The 18,044-nt window shown below is 60.3% G+C and carries 12 protein-coding genes; 4 read left to right on the top strand and 8 right to left on the bottom strand.

Annotated elements, in window-relative coordinates; genetic code table 11:
- The first annotated feature begins 68 nt into the window (after positions 1-68).
- Complete coding sequence (locus tag ACK8OR_RS00390) at positions 69-1,040, top strand: IS1595 family transposase (RefSeq protein WP_410187509.1); 972 nt, start codon at positions 69-71, stop codon at positions 1,038-1,040.
- Between the two features lie 152 nt (positions 1,041-1,192).
- Here ACK8OR_RS00390 and ACK8OR_RS00385 read toward each other — a convergent pair whose 3' ends face one another.
- Together ACK8OR_RS00385 and ACK8OR_RS00380 are read right to left on the bottom strand one after the other, a co-directional pair.
- Complete coding sequence (locus ACK8OR_RS00385; RefSeq protein WP_410187508.1) at positions 1,193-1,870, bottom strand: DUF3800 domain-containing protein; 678 nt, start codon at positions 1,868-1,870, stop codon at positions 1,193-1,195.
- Between the two features lie 289 nt (positions 1,871-2,159).
- The gene (locus ACK8OR_RS00380; RefSeq protein ID WP_410187507.1) at positions 2,160-2,423 is read right to left on the bottom strand and encodes a hypothetical protein; all 264 of its coding nucleotides are present in this window, start codon (positions 2,421-2,423) and stop codon (positions 2,160-2,162) included.
- A gap of 361 nt (positions 2,424-2,784) precedes the next feature.
- Here ACK8OR_RS00380 and ACK8OR_RS00375 point away from each other — a divergent pair, with 361 nt between their 5' ends.
- Entirely contained in the window at positions 2,785-4,731 is a 1,947-nt protein-coding gene (locus ACK8OR_RS00375) for a tetratricopeptide repeat protein (protein WP_410187506.1), read from the top strand.
- A 4-nt stretch (positions 4,732-4,735) separates the two neighbouring features.
- Here the strand turns inward: ACK8OR_RS00375 and ACK8OR_RS00370 are convergent, their stop codons facing one another.
- Positions 4,736-6,799: an SEL1-like repeat protein gene (locus tag ACK8OR_RS00370; RefSeq protein ID WP_410187505.1), complete on the bottom strand. Its 2,064-nt coding sequence runs from the start codon at positions 6,797-6,799 to the stop codon at positions 4,736-4,738.
- A gap of 506 nt (positions 6,800-7,305) precedes the next feature.
- Here ACK8OR_RS00370 and ACK8OR_RS00365 point away from each other — a divergent pair.
- Together ACK8OR_RS00365 and ACK8OR_RS00360 are read left to right on the top strand one after the other, a co-directional pair.
- A complete protein-coding gene (locus ACK8OR_RS00365; protein ID WP_410187504.1) occupies positions 7,306-10,041 on the top strand; it encodes a DUF3427 domain-containing protein in 2,736 nt (911 codons plus the stop codon).
- A gap of 57 nt (positions 10,042-10,098) precedes the next feature.
- Positions 10,099-13,548: a hypothetical protein gene (locus ACK8OR_RS00360; RefSeq protein ID WP_410187503.1), complete on the top strand. Its 3,450-nt coding sequence runs from the start codon at positions 10,099-10,101 to the stop codon at positions 13,546-13,548.
- A gap of 879 nt (positions 13,549-14,427) precedes the next feature.
- On the opposite strand, the gene dgt is transcribed toward ACK8OR_RS00360, so the two are convergent.
- From dgt to ACK8OR_RS00335, 5 genes are all read right to left on the bottom strand, one after another.
- Positions 14,428-15,462: a dGTP triphosphohydrolase gene (gene dgt / locus ACK8OR_RS00355; RefSeq protein ID WP_410187502.1), complete on the bottom strand. Its 1,035-nt coding sequence runs from the start codon at positions 15,460-15,462 to the stop codon at positions 14,428-14,430.
- Between the two features lie 75 nt (positions 15,463-15,537).
- The gene (locus ACK8OR_RS00350) at positions 15,538-15,783 is read right to left on the bottom strand and encodes an HD domain-containing protein (RefSeq protein WP_410187501.1); all 246 of its coding nucleotides are present in this window, start codon (positions 15,781-15,783) and stop codon (positions 15,538-15,540) included.
- Positions 15,784-16,203: 420 nt separating this feature from the next.
- On the bottom strand, positions 16,204-16,977 hold the full coding sequence (locus tag ACK8OR_RS00345) for an ImmA/IrrE family metallo-endopeptidase (protein WP_410189844.1): 774 nt from the start codon (positions 16,975-16,977) through the stop codon (positions 16,204-16,206).
- Entirely contained in the window at positions 16,977-17,387 is a 411-nt protein-coding gene (locus ACK8OR_RS00340; protein ID WP_410187500.1) for a hypothetical protein, read from the bottom strand. Before ACK8OR_RS00340 ends, ACK8OR_RS00345 begins: the two co-directional genes overlap by 1 nt.
- Positions 17,384-17,941, bottom strand: a complete 558-nt coding sequence (locus ACK8OR_RS00335) for a hypothetical protein (RefSeq protein ID WP_410187499.1) — start codon at positions 17,939-17,941, stop codon at positions 17,384-17,386. Before ACK8OR_RS00335 ends, ACK8OR_RS00340 begins: the two co-directional genes overlap by 4 nt.
- Positions 17,942-18,044: the final 103 nt, after the last annotated feature.

Genomic DNA, 18,044 nt, shown 5'->3' with positions numbered 1-18,044 from the left:
GCGATTGTATATTTGACAAACCCACGCGGAAAGCCTATATCTAACTCAACACGTTAGAGGTCTCCGCAATGTCCGTTCTGTCCGCCCCCTACATGTACGATGAAGCCGCTGCGTTCGCGCACGTCGAGGCGATGCTTTGGGCTGACGGTCCGGTCTGCCCGCACTGTGGTGTCGTGGATCGCGCTTACCGCCTTGAAGGCGTGATGACGAAGCCTAGTAAGAAGAACCCCGAAGGCAAGGTCCGCCATGGCCTTTGGAAGTGTCGCGAGTGCCGCAAGCAATTCACCGTCCGCAAGGGCACCATCTTCGAAGAAAGCCATCTGCCGCTTCACCTCTGGCTACAGGCCATTCACCTGATGGTGTCCAGCAAGAAGGGCATCAGCAGCCACCAGCTTCACCGCGTTCTGGGCATTACCTACAAGAGCGCGTGGTTCTTGACCCACCGCATCCGCGAGTGCATGCGCTCCGGCGATCTGGCCCCGATGGGCGGCAACGGCGGCGCGGTCGAGGTAGACGAAACCTTCATTGGCAATGACCGCACCAAGAAACCCCACGGCGAGAAGAAGGGCCGTGGCTTCCACCACAAGCACAAGATGCTGACGCTGGTGGACCGCACCACGGGCCGCGCCAAGTCGATCATCGTGGACGACCTCAAGGCCACCACGCTGGTGCCGATCCTGCGCGAGAACATCTCCCGTGAGGCCGTGGTCTACACCGACGAAGCGGGCCAGTATCGCAACCTCAAGCGTGAGTTTGCCGACCATGACTTCACCCGCCACGGTCAAGGCGAGTACGGTCGGGGCGAGGTTCACACGAACACCGTCGAAGGCTTCTACAGCATCTTCAAGCGCGGCATGAAGGGCGTGTATCAGCACTGCGGCAAGCAACACCTGCATCGCTACGCGGCTGAGTTCGACTTCCGCTACAGTAATCGCGTGGCGAACGGTGTGGACGACACTGAGCGGGCTGGCCTTGCACTTAGCGCCGCTGTCGGCAAGCGTCTCAAGTATGAAGGAACTCACGCGAAATCAGCGGTTTAAGGGGAAGCCCAAGACTTGACTTTCGGAGTGTTAGGGGCAACTATGTAGGCAGCTAGTACTGCTGGCTGGGTGGCTCTTGCTTGGTGATACGCGCCCCTGGGCGCTTCAGTCGATAGCCAAGATTGCCGATATGGCGGGCCATGGCCAGCGGGCTAGTAGTAGTGGGTTTGCCCTTTCTCCCAAAGTTCATACTCGTAGGTAATTCGATCTTGGATTAGCTTGTACGATCTATCGTCGCCTCTCTCCCACTGACGTTGAATCGCCCATGCGCAGTAGTCAGCGACTTGCAGGCACGGATCGCACTTAGCCGGCCGGAAATCGATCCGAAAGGGGGTGCCTTCCGCGCTCTGGCCGATGGTATCGCTTAGCGCTTGCGAGAAAGTCAGCTTCTCCTTCTTCGACCCGATAGCAGCCGCTGTAACCAGCAGCCGGTCGCCAGCCTTGAGGCGCGGCGAGATGCCGAACTTGAAGTGATAGAACCATGGGTACTTGTAGAAGCGCGCTTTGGTCTCTCGGACCTGCGGTTGCGCCTTTGATTTCTCGCAGACCGTAGCTTGAACTCGGAAGCTGTGGCCTGAAATAGCTTCATACACGGCATTTCGGACTTGCTGGGTATCGGTCGTGGCGTGGAAATAGTCGTCGCATTCGATATCGCGCCAAAGCAGGTCACGACGAAGTTGGGCCAAGTCCTCGCTTACGGATAGATCTGACATCGTGACAGTGCATAGGATAAAGTAACGGCTGACGTTCTGCCGTCTTGCGAAGGTGAAGCATCCCGCTTCGTCTGAAAACAGATACCGATCAGTTTGGGCGGGAGGCTCAGTAACCATGTCAGAGAACAGGGATAGTCAGATGGAGCGCTTCCGCAAGGCCGCTCGCGAACTAGAGGCGGACGACGACGAGGCCCGCTTCAACGAACGGCTACGCAAGTTGGCGAAGCAGAAGCCGAAGGACGACGACAAGGGCGAATGAGGTATTGATACACCTCACTCGTATGGGGTACTATCATACCATGAAACTTCGCATTCTAAACGCTATCGCCCGGCTATTCGGCATCACATTCAAAGTCGACGGCCTGCCTTACGGCGCTCACGGCGCAAAGGTGGAGCAAGACAGGGGCTAGAGGAACCTGTCCAGCCAGGCGTTCGTTCCTTTCAGCGCCAGCGTGTAGGCCGGTCTCTTGTTGAACTCGATGACCATCAGTCTGTCGTCGCTGTCAATGTACTCGGCGAGGTGGTCCTTGACCTCTTTGGCTGTGTTTTCCGCATAGAGCAGCCATTGCGAATCCTGAACCCGGACGGTGTCCAGTTCTTTCAAGCGGTCAATGAGGCTGCCGTAGTCCTTCGCGGCAACCAGATCGTAGGTGACGGCGAAAAGCGACATGGTCCGAATCTCCTAACTAACGGAGCTCGAACATGCTTCTGCATGGCGGGTTTGTCAAATATACAATCGCCCTTTAAAGGGGGGAAAGGTCGGCATCGTCCGTTCGTCGTCGCCCACGCGACAGGACGGCGCGGGGCGGCATCGGACGAAGCCCGCCTCTCGAAGATCACCTCTAGTCTCACGGGCCGAAAGGTCGCCCATGGCGGCACCCCGAGGCGCAGTGGACGGCCCCCGGTGCGTGCCAAGGCTGCACGGCCGCCAGACGCAGACGGAGGGCTCACGGTCAGCGGGCCGATGAGGTCGCTATGCAGTCCGTATTCGCTCCGCTACGCTTCTGAGGTTGTTTCAAGAGATCTGTCCCATGCGTGTGTCCCTCCTCCTCGTCTTCGTCTTGGGCGCCGTCTGGTCGGGAGCGGTGCCCGCGACGGCGCAGACATCCCCGATGGCGGATCTCCTGTCTCAGGCCGCCGCGGGGGATCGGTCGGCGCAGGACGCGCTCGCACGGCATTACTACAACGGCGACGGCGTGGCTCAGGACCACGAGAAGGCCCTGGCGTGGTTTCGACGGGCCGCCGACCAGGGCTACGCCGAGGCACAGCACAGCGCGGCCACGATGTACCTTCTCGAAGAGGGCACGGCCTTCGATGCGGAGGCCTGCTTCTCGCTCTATGCCTCGGCGGCCGCGCAGGGATTCGAGGCGGCGATCGGGGCGATGAGCTATCTCTATTTCAACGATGTCTGCCTGCCCGAGATCGACGCGGCCGATCGCGCGGCCGCGACCATCGAGTGGAGCCGCCGGGGCATCGCGATTGGCGACGTGGACGCGCACTACCGCCTCGGGGCAACCCTCGCCGAATGGCCCGATCTCGCGCTGAGACCCGACGAGATGCTGACCTCGCTCGAGGCAGCGGCGGCGGGGGGATCGGCGCTCGCCAACCGCGATCTCGCCGAAGCCTACGAGGTCGGCGGGCTGGGTCTGGAACCGGATCTGGCGCGCGCGGCCCAATACCACCGGCCCCTCGCCGAGGCGGGCCGCGTGCAATCCCTGCAATGGCTGGCCCGCACGGGGCTGAGCGGTACGCCGGTACCGGCGCCCGACATCACCGAACCGGCCGCGACCGGGCCGGACCTCGACGCAGTCCACGCCGAACTCGAGGGCGACGATCCGGACTTCGACGCGCTGATCGCCCGCCTTCTGCCCCCCGCCCGCGCCGGCGACCGGGCCGCACAGGACCTGATGCTGGGTCTGACGTTCGACGGCCGCACCGACGCCTCGGCCATGGAGGAGCGTCTGGAGGAATGGCTGCCCTGGATGGTCGAGGACGGCAATGTCGGGGCGCTGGTCATCACGGCTTCGCGGATGGCGCTGGACGGCCCGACGCCCGATGCCGCCACCAAGACCGATGCCCTGGCCCTTCTGAGACGCGCGCAGGCGGCACAGGACCCCCGGTTTCAGATTGCGATCGAACAACTCGCCCAGGAACTGGGCGAGGATCTGGCCGATTGGTCCCGCCCGCTGGCGTGGTATCTGAGGCGGGCTCAGGACAGCCCCACCGCGCGGATGCGATTGGCCTATATCTACTCCCGAACCGACCCGCTCGGACAGACGGCCGCGACGCGGGACCCGGCGGCCGCGCTGTGCTGGGCGTCGCGGGTGCTGACGACCGAGACCCGCCTTCCCTTCACATTCGGATCGGATGCCGGCGGGGTGGTCGATCTGGCCGAGGAGCTTTCGGACGGGGCAGGACCAGACCTGACGGAGGCCGCCTTCCTGGCCTGCCAGGCACCGCAGGGGCTGACGGCTGCGGAGATGGTGCAGCGCGCCGTCGATATCCGGGCAGGTCGTCGTCCATCGGTCAACGGTCTCGGCACCGTCTGGGTCGCTTCGGCATGGCTCCGTCTGGCGGCCTTCGGGGACAATGCCGAGGCGCAATACCGCTACGCCCGCAACCTGCATCAATCCGACCGAACCGACAGGGCAATCGAATGGGCCCGCGCCGCCGCGGGTACAGGCATGGCCGAGGCCCAGTTCGTCCTCGGGGCCTGGTTGCTGGACGCCGCCCTCCTCGCCGGGGAGGAGGAGGCGACGGACATGCAGCGCGAGGGACTGTCCTACATCAACCTGGCCGCCGGACAGGGTTACGCCAACGCCTTCCGGGAACTGGAGCAGCTCTATCTCTCCGGCACGGTCCTGCCGAAAGACGAGGGACTTGCGGCACTCTGGGGGAAACAAGCCGACGACGCGGGCGCCGTGTCGGCCGACGCTCTCTACGACTTCGTCTATGGCGAGGACCAAGGGCTGGAATGAGCGCCTAGAGCAGTCGCCGCACGAAGCCCACGCCCTTCGCGCAATAGCTGTCGTCGGGAATCAGCCCATCGCGTTTCAGCTCCGCGAGCGACTGGGACGACTGCTCGGCGATGACAAGACTTGCCGAGATCGCGAGCCAGCCGTTCCGCGCCTCGAAGACCTTCCAGAACCACTCCTCGGTGTTCGGGAATCCATCGATATAAGACTGGGCCTCGGCAAGGGTCTGGCGCGAGGCGACGATCAGCGCACATTGGTCCGCCGGGATGCCGACAGCGCCCGGGCCGGCGCCCCCGGCGACTTCGCCGCGCGCGATGGCGCCCACCCTGCCGAGGATCGCGTCCCTGTCGACGACGTATCCGAAGCTGGAAACGAACCCCTTGATCGGCTGGATGCCGGTGTTCAGTTCGGTGTCGCATTGTAGCGTGCCGCCGCTCCGGACACCCTGCCAGAGACGGTGACACGCCCAGCGTCCCGAATAGGCGAAATCAGTATCGGTCTCGGCGGTCAGACGTTCGGTGTTGCCCGGTGCGACGATCCCATTGAGGCGGGCATCCGTTTTTCCGTTGGGCGCCGTTGCATAGGTCCGCAGCTGGATCACGGCCCGTACCGGGATCGGGCACCTGTTCGCGACATCGGCCCTGTAGGTGAAAGGCTCCCCCTGTCGGGCAGGCGGCATCCGGCTCGTGTTGGACACCTCGATGCAGTCGCGTAGCTCTAGGGGGTCACCAGGTCCCCGTCCGAGGAACCGCCGAACCTCCGCCAGTTCGCCCTGCACCTGCAGGCGAGCGTCGTGCCGCTTCATCGCCGGTTGCATCGTCTCGGTGTCGTACGTCGCCCGCAACTCGCGACAGAGGTCATCGACCTGCCGCTTCTGCGTCTCGGTCGGCATCGGCGCGCGGAAGATCGTGCAGAGCGACGCCCACATGCGCTCGATCCGGTCGTCCGACTGCGGCTCGTCGCTGCGGTTCATGACGAGCGTCTGCGCCGGGACCGTGCGCGGATAGACGTAGAGAAGCCGCAGAAGCGACGCCATGCGGTCTTCCACGGGCAGGCGCTCGACGTCGTTCGAGAACTCGATCCCATCGAGCATCCAGTCGATCACCCTCTGGAACTCTGCCTCGGACATGACTCCGTCCTCGCCGATCCGCGCACCGGTCGTCGTGGTAAGCGTTTCGTTCCGGTCGAACTCACCGTTGCGATACATCTCGAAGATCGCGTCGATCTGGAGCGCCAGGCCGACCTGCGCCCAACGGGACGACTGGTCGTCATCGATCAAGCCGGTGAGCAGGATTACATGGTCGAACATCGAGAGAAGCGGCTGATCCTCGAGCGCGAAGAGCGCCAGTTCACGGCGCGCCTGCCACCAGCCGCCTGCCACCGCGCGCTCGAGCAGCGAAACGATCTGCGCGGCGTCCTCGCGCGGGCCGCCGAGGTGATCCCAGTGGATGCGGGCGGCCTTGACATAGGACACCGGGTAGGTGGCTCCGATCTCGGTAAAGCGGCGGGCGTAATCCTCGTAGTCCGCGACGCTCGGGGTGGCGCCGTCAGCCCCGTCGGCCAACAGGTAGAGCTCGCGCATCACGGCGCGCGGGTAGCCGGCATCCGCCGCGCGTTGCAGCCACTTGCGACGGCTGACCTGATCATCGATCGCGAAGTAGGCGCGTGCGAGTTGGAAGGCCGCGCGCCCCGAAGGATCGATCAGTGCACGCGCATAGCATGCGTCGATAGCCGCTTCGGGAGCGGATCGCAATTCGTCCATCGACACGCCCACAGCCACCCGGCGGTCCACGTCCTCCGGGTGGGCGGCCAGGCGGTCGCAATCGGTAATCTCGAACCGCGCGGCCTCCGCCCCCGAGGCGAGCCGATCGAGCCGCGCCCGTGCCGCGTCGGCCTGTGGGCTGGACGGAAAGATGTCGATGAACGCTTTCAGCGCGAGCGTATCGTCGGAAGTCGATAGCTGCTCCCAAAGCGGCCCGACCCCCGCGTCCACTGTCTGACCGGCGACCCCGACGGGCATCAACAGGAGAAATGCGCTCGCGGCACCCCGCAAAAGGTTCAGTCCCGTCATGCCAAACCTTCCGAACGCACCCAATACACGAGGCGTATTAGGCCGGGTCATGCGGCGTCGGTCAACGGTCAGGCGATAGGCTGGATCGCGCACCTGCGCACCGTTTACACAGGGACCACATCCGAACCATGCGCGGCACGGGCCATGACGGGGTAAATATGGTGCCCGGGGGCGGCATAACCTGTTGTTTGTATTATAATAAGTTACGAGGTGGTGGGACTTTTTTCTTTCACCATGTTTATCGGATTTTTTCGGATTTGTGTCCCACTTTTTCGAAGGGGATTGCGGCCGGAAATCACAGCTCTTACCGGCACCGCATCGCCCCAGCGCCTGGACATGGCAGCGGCGATCCTTACCAATGGTCTCAGTAGAAAAGATCAATCTGGACGAGTGTGACTAACCCGCGCCTCAGCTGCCCGATCTGCATGCACCGTGAGGCCGGATTAATCCCCGCCCCTCGGCATGTGCCCGCGTGGGATGACCTGACCGGCCCGGAACAGATGACCATGCTGGCCGAGGTCGGCGCCGCACTTGGTCGCGGCACGGCTGGTTTCGTTGCCTCATCCGATCACGGCCATTTCCACCTCCGGGAAGCCAGTGGCGCACGCCTGACGACCGGCGGCCGCGATCCGCTCTTGCCTCTGCTCGCCGAACGGTTGGACGCCGCGCAATCGGTCGACCTTGCGATTGCCTTTGCCATGGACAGCGGCGTGGCCTTGCTCGAGCCCTGGTTCCGCGAGCTGCTGGCACGTGGCGGACGGCTCAGGATCGTGGTGGGCGATTATCTCGACACGACCGACCCTACCGCCTTGGCGCGTCTGCTGGACCTGGAAGGCGCCGATCTCTTCGTGTTCGAAACGGGAGGCCTCAGCTTTCACCCGAAGGCCTGGCTGTTCCGGGCCGCCGATGCACGTGGGGCGGCGATCGTCGGCAGTTCGAACCTGTCTCAATCGGCGCTGACCGATGGTGTGGAATGGAACCTACATTCCGAGGAGGCGGCAGACAGCGTGGCCGCCGCCTTTGACGATCTTCTCGCACGTCCGGAGGTGAAACCACTTACGGCTGAGTGGATCGATGCCTATTCCAAGCGCCGCCGGGCCCGGCCAATGCCCGAATTCACCGCACGCGTTGCGGCAGAGGAAGGTCCACCACCGGAGCCGCATACGATCCAGCAGGAGGCGCTGGCGGCGCTTACACAAAGCCGTTTGAACGGCCACCGCGCCGGGCTTGTCGTGCTGGCCACCGGGTTGGGAAAGACCTGGCTCGCCGCCTTCGACACGATCCGTGCCAGGGCGGGCCGCATAATGTTCGTTGCTCACCGGGACGAAATCCTGACCCAAGCGATGGCAGCCTTTCGCAAGGTGCGCCCCGAAGCCATGCTCGGCCGCTACACGGGTACCGAGAAGGAGGCAGATTCAGAAATCCTCTTCGCCTCGGTCCAAACGCTTGGCCGCGTCGGTCACTTGCGCCAATTCGACCGGGATCATTTCGACTATATCGTGGTTGATGAATTCCACCACGCCGCCGCCCGCACCTATCAGAAGCTGATCGAGCATTTCACGCCCGGCTTCCTGTTGGGCCTCACCGCAACGCCAGACCGGACGGATGGCGCCGACTTGCTTGGCCTTTGCGGCGAAAACCTCGTCTACGAATGCGACCTGTTTCGCGGGATCGATGCGGGGCACCTGTCACCCTTCCACTATTTCGGCGTGCCGGATGACGTGGATTACGCACAGATCCCCTGGCGATCCGGCCAGTTCGATCCGACCGCGCTAGACGCGGCCCTGGCCACCGAGACGCGAGCCCTAAACGCGTTGGAACAATACCGAAAACGCGCAACCGGCCCCGCAATCGGCTTTTGCTGTTCGATGCGCCACGCCGACTACATGGCGGATTACTTCCGCACCGCCGGGTTGAACGCAGTCGCGGTCCATTCGGGTCGAAGCTCCGCACCGCGGGCGAGTTCCCTGGCAGCGCTCGGTCGCGGAGAGATCGACATCCTTTTCGCGGTCGACATGTTCAACGAAGGTGTGGACGTGCCCGAGATCGGCACCGTGCTAATGCTGCGCCCCACCGAAAGCGCGATTATCTGGCTGCAACAACTCGGCCGCGGCCTCCGCCGCGTCGAAGGCAAGGTGCTGCAAGTAATCGACTATATCGGCAACCACCGCAGCTTCCTGACCAAGGTCGCGACCCTTCTGCAGGCCGGCACAGGCGATCGCTCGATCTCGACCAAGCTGGACGCGCTTCAGACCGGTGAATTCCAGATGCCGAAGGGCTGCGAGATCACCTATGAGCTCGAGGTCATCGACATCCTGCGCAATCTCCTCCGTCCGAAGGAAGGCGCGGCGGAGCTCGAAGCCTTCTATGTCGACTTCCGGGACCGGAACGGTATTCGCCCTACGGCTGTCGAAGTCTTCCGAAACGGCTTCGATCCCCGCGCTTCCGGCCACGGCGGCTGGTTCGACTTCGTCCGGGACATGGGCGATGCCTTACCCGAACGTCCTTTCGCCACTCACGGTCGTCTCTTGGGTGAATTGGAACGGCCCAGGGGTTTGTCCCGATCCGCCTTGACCGGATTGCGCGACATCGTGGCCGGGCGGCAACCGAGCGATGGCGCGTCAGAGCTGGCGTTCAACCCGCACCTGGCGCAGGGCAGCGACGGCTTTCGGCTGGCGCGACCTGACGCTTCTGGGGAGCTGGAACCGCTTGTGCGCGAGTTGGTCGAATGGCGCTTGGCGGAAACGCCCATCGTTCGCGAGGCCGCCGAGGCATCCGCGACCTTTGTCGGCAAACCGAAAGAACTGGCGCTTTGGCAGCGCTACTATGTGTCGGACATCGCTGAGTTCTTAGGGGAAGAGTACAAGCAAAACGTCTGGCGCACCGGGATGAAGGCACTGCCCGAAAAGAAGATCATGATCCTTCTCGCAAATGTCTCGACCCAGGACCTGACCTACGAAAACGCGTTTCTCAGCCCGTCACGACTGAAATGGTTCAGCCAGAACCAGACGCGGCAGGACAGCAAGCATGGCCGGGTCATCAACGGCGAGGAAGGCCACGAAGTGCACCTGTTTATCCGCCGCGGGAACAAGGTGAACGGCAAGGTTAATCCGTTCATCTATTGCGGGAAGCCCAGGTTCGCCGGATGGAAGGGTGAGAAGCCAATCGAAGTACAGTGGGATTTAGTCTCGCCAGTACCGCGCGAGCTTTGGGCGGAGCTCGGAATTCCAAATCAAGACTGATAGCTTAGAAAAAACCAATTTAGCGTTGCCCCCGGCGGCATAGGAAGACAACGGCACATGGCAACCACAGAGCGGCAGGGACTGATTTCACGGTTCTTCTCGCGCGGAGGCGACTCTGATCGAGATGAGCGCACGGCCGAAGTGCCTCCTGCGTCTGGACATGAGGCCTGGGGCGACAATGCAACGCGCTCGGTAAGTGACTTGGTCAAGCCCGTTCTAAGGCAACCGAGTTGCTTGATTGTCACAGGTTATCAGGACTTCCTGTCTTCTCTGACCATCTTGCTCGAAACAGTCGACAACCTCAGCGAACGCCCAGCAGGCAGCGTCCGCATCGTCTTTGGCTCCAACTCCGAAACACGACAGGCTTTAGGTGGCAGCGGCCGGTCAGTGGCCGAAGAAGTACGCCAGCATTTCCTTGGCGCAAGGGGCTTTTCGGTTGTTGATTTGGCCGACCTGCGCGCAGTTCTTGCAATGAACGCAATCGAGCGCGGAATTATCAAGTTCCGCATTTTCGATCCGGAACTAGCAGAAGATAGACTGGGGCGGCGCCCACCAATGCTTCATGCGAAGCTCCTTATTGGCGAGGATAATGCACTTTCAGGAAGTGCTAATTTCTCGATCAATGGTCTGCGCCGGAATCTGGAATTCATGGACGACGCCGATGCCTGGCCCGAACTTGCGACTGCACGTCGCGCGGCCGCTGAGCAGTATTGGGACATGGGGCGCGATTGGACTGAATCAGCGCTGGAAATCCTGCGAGCGCTGATCCGCCTTGTCTCACCCGAAGAAGCAGTGGCCAGAACGGTTCACGAAGCCACAACCTTCACCCCCTGGCGTGTCGCGGGCGAAACCAGCGCCGGACGTCCGCCTCAACCCTTCCAGGCCGATCTTGTCTATGAGGCTGCAGGGACGGTCTATGAACACGGCTTTGCCTTTGTCGAAGCGCCAACTGGTGCGGGGAAGACCGACATCGGAAAACACCTGGCAACAGTTCTACCGGTCAGCCATGGGCAAACAGCCTTTTCCTGGGGAGAGCGCGCCGATCAACAACGGCTTGGCTCGCTCGCCCTGATACCCGCAAGCGTTCTGAAGAACTGGACAACAAACGCGCCTGCGAACTTCAAACCGATCAAGCACAGTCACCTGTCGCGGCGAAGTAAGGAGGAGACTGCGGAATTGGACGAGATCAACCGGGCGGTCCGTTCGTCTGCATCAATGATCGTCGATGAAAGCCACCGACTGAGCTCGCGATACCTTGCACCTTCTGCACGTTCGCTTGTCTTCGAACGCAGTCCGGCGATCTGGACCGCCTGTTTGTCGGCGACGCTAATGGGAAACCAAGGCCTGGACGGCTTGCTTGCATTCCATGAGAAGCGCGCCTCGATCTATGTGCCTCCGCCCATCACGGAGCAGATCAACCAACACATGGCCAAGGTTCGAACGCGGGGAGAGCTCGTGCGCCACCTCGACCAGATGAACCGCCGGATCGAAGATCAAAGCGTGCAGGACGACCTGTTCGACAGCGCGGAAGCACTACAGGGCGAAGTCAACAAAGTGGAACGCCAGCTAGAGACCGGCGGGCTGCAAATCAGTGCGCTTCAGGAAGGATTGGCCGACGCCCTGGCGCCATACGTCGTGCGGCGCCAACGGGATTGCATTGGGGAGAGTGCGAATCGAAAGTCCGGCGCTTTCGTCTACCCAACGATCCGAAGCCACCGAGAGGATACGGCGCTGAGTGATCAGCAGCGCCAAATTATTGAGCGGATCAAGGCATTGGCGGAATGCATTACGACTGGGGTGACCCTTGTTTCTGCTGATCCCCAACGCGCCGCCCACACAGAAATCAAATTCCATGACAAATCGCGTATCCACATTCGGAACTTTCTTGCACTGCTGCGTGCGTCGATAACCTTTGCGCGCGAAGAATGGGCCCGCGAGCGCGACAGCGAAGCCGATCAACGAGGGCGGGCATCAATCGGAGAAAACCTAAGACGCGCCGAGAAACAGAACGCCCGCGGTATTGCCATTCCGGATGGCGCGTTAACCGAAGAAGTCGATGCCAAAGCTGAGGACAGCGAAACGCCGATTTGTGACCGGATCAGCAGGCTTCTGAATCACTCCAGCCTCGACAGCATTGATGAAGCCCGGGCCGACGTCATGCGAGGCATCCTTCGAAAGCATGGCCATGCCATCTTCCTTGCTGAGCGGGTCGGCGTGCTCGAGGTCTATGCCAGGCTTCTTGCTGGGCATCGCGGAAGAGGACCCGAAGTCTTCGTGGTCGCACCTGGTGCACGGATCAAGACCGGTAAGAAGCTGCATCACATCCGATCGGGAGCAGATGCGCAGGAGTATTTCGGCATCGATGGGAAACATGTCGACCCGCTAAAGCCACGGGCCATGTTCCTCACATTCCAGATGGCGGAAGGGATCAACCTCCAAATCGCCTCGGCGCTTGGGATCATTGGCGTCACGTCCGACGTCAAGAGCCTCATTCAGGGGTTGGGCCGGATCGACCGGATCGACAGTCCCAATTCCCGCATCCACTACTACACCTTCGACCTGCCCGGGCTGGTTCTGTCATCGGATCACAAGGCGCGTGCTCGTGTCGCCAGCATCGCTCTCCTGTCAGGTGTTGGCGCCGAAGACCTACCATCAGAGTTGGTTGAGTTTTCTGCCGGTGATCTGACCGATCTTGTTCTCGAACAGGTCAAGAAACCGCGCATCCTCCGCCCCAGCAATTACTTCGATCAGCTTGAAGAGCTTCGGCGTGTGCTGCCGGCTGACGTTCTGCGCCGGGTCTGGAACGCAAACCCTCGAGGTCTCTGGGGAGCGGAACTCTGCCTTCTGTCCTCGGTTGAGCCAGTCACCATCCTCCTCTTGGGCGGTCGCACAGGCAGCCCCCAAGACCCTACGGTGCTACCGCCTCGCTTGATTGCCGTTCGAGATGTCGATGGGCGCGCAGAGATCATTGGCGACCAGGTTGAAGCAGCTAGGCTCCTATCCGCCGCCTATGCCGAAACGCGTCGCCGAGACATGCAAAGCCACCGCCCAGAACTGAACGCGATATCAGCTACGTTCAGCCGGCTTGGCAGCACCCTTGCGCATCTGACCCACTGGGATGTTCGGCCAGCTCGAACGGTTTCCCTTCTTTCCTCTCTCGCTAGTTTTCTGTCAGGGCACGACACAGGTGATGCCGGTCAAAGGCTCTTCGGTTCCTCAACTCTGCCGACGCTGGAAAAGCTGGCAGAAGCTTGGGCACACGAGCTCGATGTGTTCTGGATCGAGGCGAAGGAGACGGTTAGCCAAAGGAGTGCATCTGGCGGCGAAATACCCGACTACCTCGGGATCGACGCGATCTACCGAGCTTTCCAAGAACAGCCAGACGATGTCCGCTCGGCTGTAAGTGAAAGGATGCAGGAACTCTTTGCTCGGTGCACGGCATTGTCAGAGGGGCAATCGATCGATGTACTGAGCCGGGTTGCCGTCATTTTCGAAGCCAGATGGTAGACTGAGACCTTTTTTGGAGCCCTGCCGAGATTGATCTTACGTGTTTGACGCTCTGGGCCCCTAGTCGATCAGCATCTTATCTTGTGGAGGTAGTTAACTCCGATAGGATCAGAGTATGGCGCTGATCAGCAATAGGGCAGTGCAAGCTGAGAATTCCTCTGAAAGGATGCGGCGTCGAAAGGGTCACTCTGGCCTCCCGAAACATGCGACCGAAGTTCTCGTATTAGGTCTTTAAAGCAAACTCGTTCGAGATGCCGTGAAGAGAACGAACGCTGTTCTGCTTCCAGCAGTGCGCTCCAACCCTCGCGCTCTATTACTTCATCGACAAACTCGGAGAGCTGGGGCCCCCACCGAAAACCCTTTATCAAGGCGTATTTGAAAGCGCGAACCGCGTTTCCTTTGGGATTGGGGTTTGGTCTAAGATTTATCTCAAGAACCTTCTTGGTAAGATCTCCAAAATAGTCTGGAGCTGCCCTTAACTTCCGATAATCAAGGTCATAGAGAATGGCGTCACATGTGAAGAACGTTGCTCTTCGAAGGTCTCCGACTGTGCGCACCCTCGCATGACCAGCTACATGCGCCCAAGTTCGCTCCAACGGCCATACATCTATCTGCCACTTTCTGGACGGTAGGGCGTAGCCACCAAATCGATTTACGCGCGCTCCAATCGATGCCATATGATTTTCGAAGTTGCTGAGATCATATGGCGCGATCACGAAGTCCAAGTCTGATCTGAAGCCAGCGTTCCCAAAAAGTGCAAGGTCGCGCAGCATGCCTCCAACCAACACAAGACGTCCGTGCCTACGGAGATCCTTCAATACGTTGCGCACATCCTCACGCCCGCGATAGCGCGACCTGAAAAAGTATTGGACCCTACGCTCAAGCTGGCGTTCCATCGACCCGTCTCATTTCCCGATAATGCGGCTCAAAGTCCTGATAAAGATCAATGCAGAATTGATCCGTCATACCAGACACCATGTCCGTGAGTAGCTGCATCTCCTTGTAGCGTATGGGCAGTTTGGGATTGGGGTGGTACTGATCAACCTTGCCTTCAAACATGCGCCGATAGTTCTTTGAAATCCGGCTGTAAACATACGCCGCAAAAGGCGTTGTTCGATCGCTCGCCAGGTCTTGGAAGGCTTTGCGCTCACTGATTCCAACCCACAAGAAATCCATCAACCGATTGAGAACGTTGTACCCATTCAACTCGATTTCGAGCACTGACCTGTGACTAAACGCGTTCTCTCGGTCAAATTTCTTGAGAGCACTACAGAGCTTCGCAGCCTCCGACGCTTTTATCAATTCACCTTCGAATGACCCCGCAATTATTGATGCGTAGTTTTTCCTGAAAGCTTCGGCCACCGCCGAAACCATCAGGTGGATTGCATGAACGCGGAACTTCTGGGTTGCAACATCTTGAAGCTCGCTCGGATGAAGCTGCTGACGTCGCAGGAAATCCAGCTCCCAACGCGCAAGCTCGCATAGGTGCTTTGTCACCGCGTCCAGCTTATCCTCACCGTCAGGGTGATAATCCAACGCCGCGAGCAGATCGTTGAGCGAGACCAGCCCCTTCTTGATCGCGTCCTCTGCATCCAAAACGGAATAGGCGATATCATCGCAAGCCTCCATGACCAGGGCGAGCGGATGTCGGCTATCGTTCTTGAGACCAGCCTCTTCGCGAATTCGCTCGACAAGATACCGCTCCGACGCGAAGTATCCGACCTTTTTGCGGGCTTGCTTGGACTTGTCGAGAGTGTCCGATGACGCAACGTATTTCATTACCGCAGCGAGCGTGCCGACAGATAGATTTAGCCCAAGATCGTCACCGATAACCTGCAGCTTCGTGAGCACGCGCAGCGTTTGCGCGTTACCCTCGAAAAGAAGGAAGTCGTTCTTGTGCTGATCTTCGAGCAAGTCGACGTCTGCGGCTACCTCGGAGAGCTCTGGTTCAGTGGGCGGGACGAAGAGAACGTCTTTGTTTCTTTCGAACTACGCCCGAATTGCGAACTCGCCTTGATGTCCGAACGGAGGGTTGCCGATATCATGCGCCAAACCCACGGCAGCAAGTGCCGCGGGCAGTACCCTGATGGCGTCCTCGGGCAACTTGTCGGAAAGCGTGTGCGCAATCTCTACGCCAAGCGAACGCGCCAGATTTGCCACTTCATAGGAATGGGTCAAACGGGTCCTAATGCTCTCGATACTTTCGAGAGGGAAGACCTGGGTCTTGTCGCCCATTCTACGAAAAGGAGTTGAGAAAAGGATGCGATCATGGTCGCGCTCTTGCGGTAGACGGAACTGGCCGCCCGCAAACGCTGGGCCGGCTGGTTTACCCTCTGGCTTCCTACGCCCGAGCATATCTCCGAATCGCTTGCCACTGAGCAAACAGTTCCAATCCATCATTCGATGACGAACTCCCCGGCTCGCACTGGACTCAAGTGCAGCTCATACAATGGGTAGTGGATTAGCAGATGAACCTGTCTGCATCTAGCCTCTATCCGCGCTCTGGACTACGAAGTCCATCGACCGCCTTCAGGGCAACAGTCTGCCGTTCATCGGCCAGTCGAGCCGATAGTCGGGATGGTAGGCCGAGATACGGGAGCAGAGAGATGACCAGCTAGCTCACCCGCTCGCACGCCTAGTTGGCAGTTTCCAATGTCAGTTCGCAAGCATGCGCTCATCCTGCACGACCAATAGCGTCAGCACCTCATCGTCGTAGATGCGAACTGTCTGTTCCTTGATCGGTATCTCGTCCGCCCATGGTTTGTCGAACCAGGCATCCGCTCCGCTCGCGCGCAGCATACTGTCGTCGGGCACTCCGCCGAACAGGACGTCGAACGCGAGACTGTCTCTATCCAGCTGGTCCATGGGAAACCATCGCTGGTCCACCTTCGGGGAGCGAGTGAACCACTTCCGACCCTTCGAAGTATGACAGACGAGAAAGCTAGGCTGCGTATTGCGCTCGACCAGCCTGATTGCTGCAGCCGTCAGGCTCATGTCGAAGTCATCCGCCATGGCCCTGATCGTTCCCATGTCGAAACGACTGTTGTAACCACGAAGGCTCTCACGGATCAGAAACTCGGGCATCAGAAGCTGCGCGGCGAAGCGATCAGCCGCGCGCTCTGGAAGCTTCCCGATCGTGCTACCCGTCTCGATATCGCCAGCCTGGCACATTAGCGTCTTGCCACGGTGGCATTGCCAGTGACCGATTTCATGTGCGAGCGAAAACCGTCTCCGGCGCGGGTTCCCATCCGGCTGTAGGGAGATTTTCGCACGGTTCCCGGCACCAATGATCCGTGCCTCGCATCCGTGTAAGGTGCGGTACTGAACACGCGCGTTCTGTGTCCACTCGATAGCCTCCAAGTCTATCTGGTCGGGGCGCGAGACACCGAATTCCCTGAGCAACTCCTCTGGATCACGGATGATGCGCATCACTCATCTTCATCCCAATCATCACCCGTGAGCTCTTGCAGGTCCTCAAGGACTCCCTCTAGATCGCCGTCGTGCTCCTTCTCGAAGTTGCGGGCGGCCATCGTCAGGTCAGGGTTGCCGGCCACGATCGCGGCGATCTGTGCGCGAAGCTCGTCCTGGGACTTGTGCTGCTCTTTCCGCTTCTGTCTTTCATTATGTAGGTCGACCGCCTTGCGAGCGTCCTGCAGGCGCCGTTGTCCACCCTCTGCGAGGGCGGACGCAAAGAGACCGTCCATTTCCTTGTCGAACGTGTCGATATCGACGCCCTCTTCCCGCAGCTCCGCCTCGATCTCAGCGTCGCTCATGGCAAAGACATCTTCCACCAACTCGTCTTCGAGACGGGTCACTCCGGGGTCTTTCTTTTTCGTCATCGGTTATCACCCTGGGCCCGGTACTTCTCAATTTTTCGATTCATTCTTCTCCGGACCGTTTCATATGAGGTCTTGCTACCGAAGAGCTCGACTAGCTCTTCCGGCGTGCTGTTGTTCAGCAGACCTTCTACGAGAAGTTGCACTTCCCAATCGTCACCGCACAGTTCGATGGCCTTAGCGTGTTGCTCTTCACGGAACTCGCGGGCCTCGAGGGCGGCCTCGGTCGATGGTTCCTCACCCCGCCATTCGACTCGTGCCAATAGCTCTTCGCGATTGTCGGCGGCGACCTTTCTGCGCTTCGCGGCATTGGAGGTGATGCTCTGCATCGCCTTGTCCAGATGGCGCACGATATCGACGGAACGGTTCCATCGTCTCCTCCCCTCTGCTGTGCTTGCGATGGCCTCATACAGCAGGCCTTTATGGTCGCCCGTGAACCAGGCGCGCCTTCTGGCCGCCGCCTCAAGCCTTCGCTTCTGTTCGGCTGACAGGTTTCGAGTTGCCTCGGTGGCGTCTTCTGGGGTGTAGAACTTGTCTACGTCTTTGTCGTCTTTCATGAGCCGCTCGATTGCCTGTCACTCGTATATGCTCCCGAAAAGACGCCCATCGGACACCTTCGTCGAAGATTATTTTCCGAGGGCTTCGTTTTTCGGGAGCGCC

The sequence above is a fragment of the Jannaschia halovivens genome (assembly GCF_046452375.1).
GTDB lineage: Bacteria > Pseudomonadota > Alphaproteobacteria > Rhodobacterales > Rhodobacteraceae > Jannaschia > Jannaschia halovivens.
This window is presented reverse-complemented; position numbering and strand designations above follow the sequence as displayed.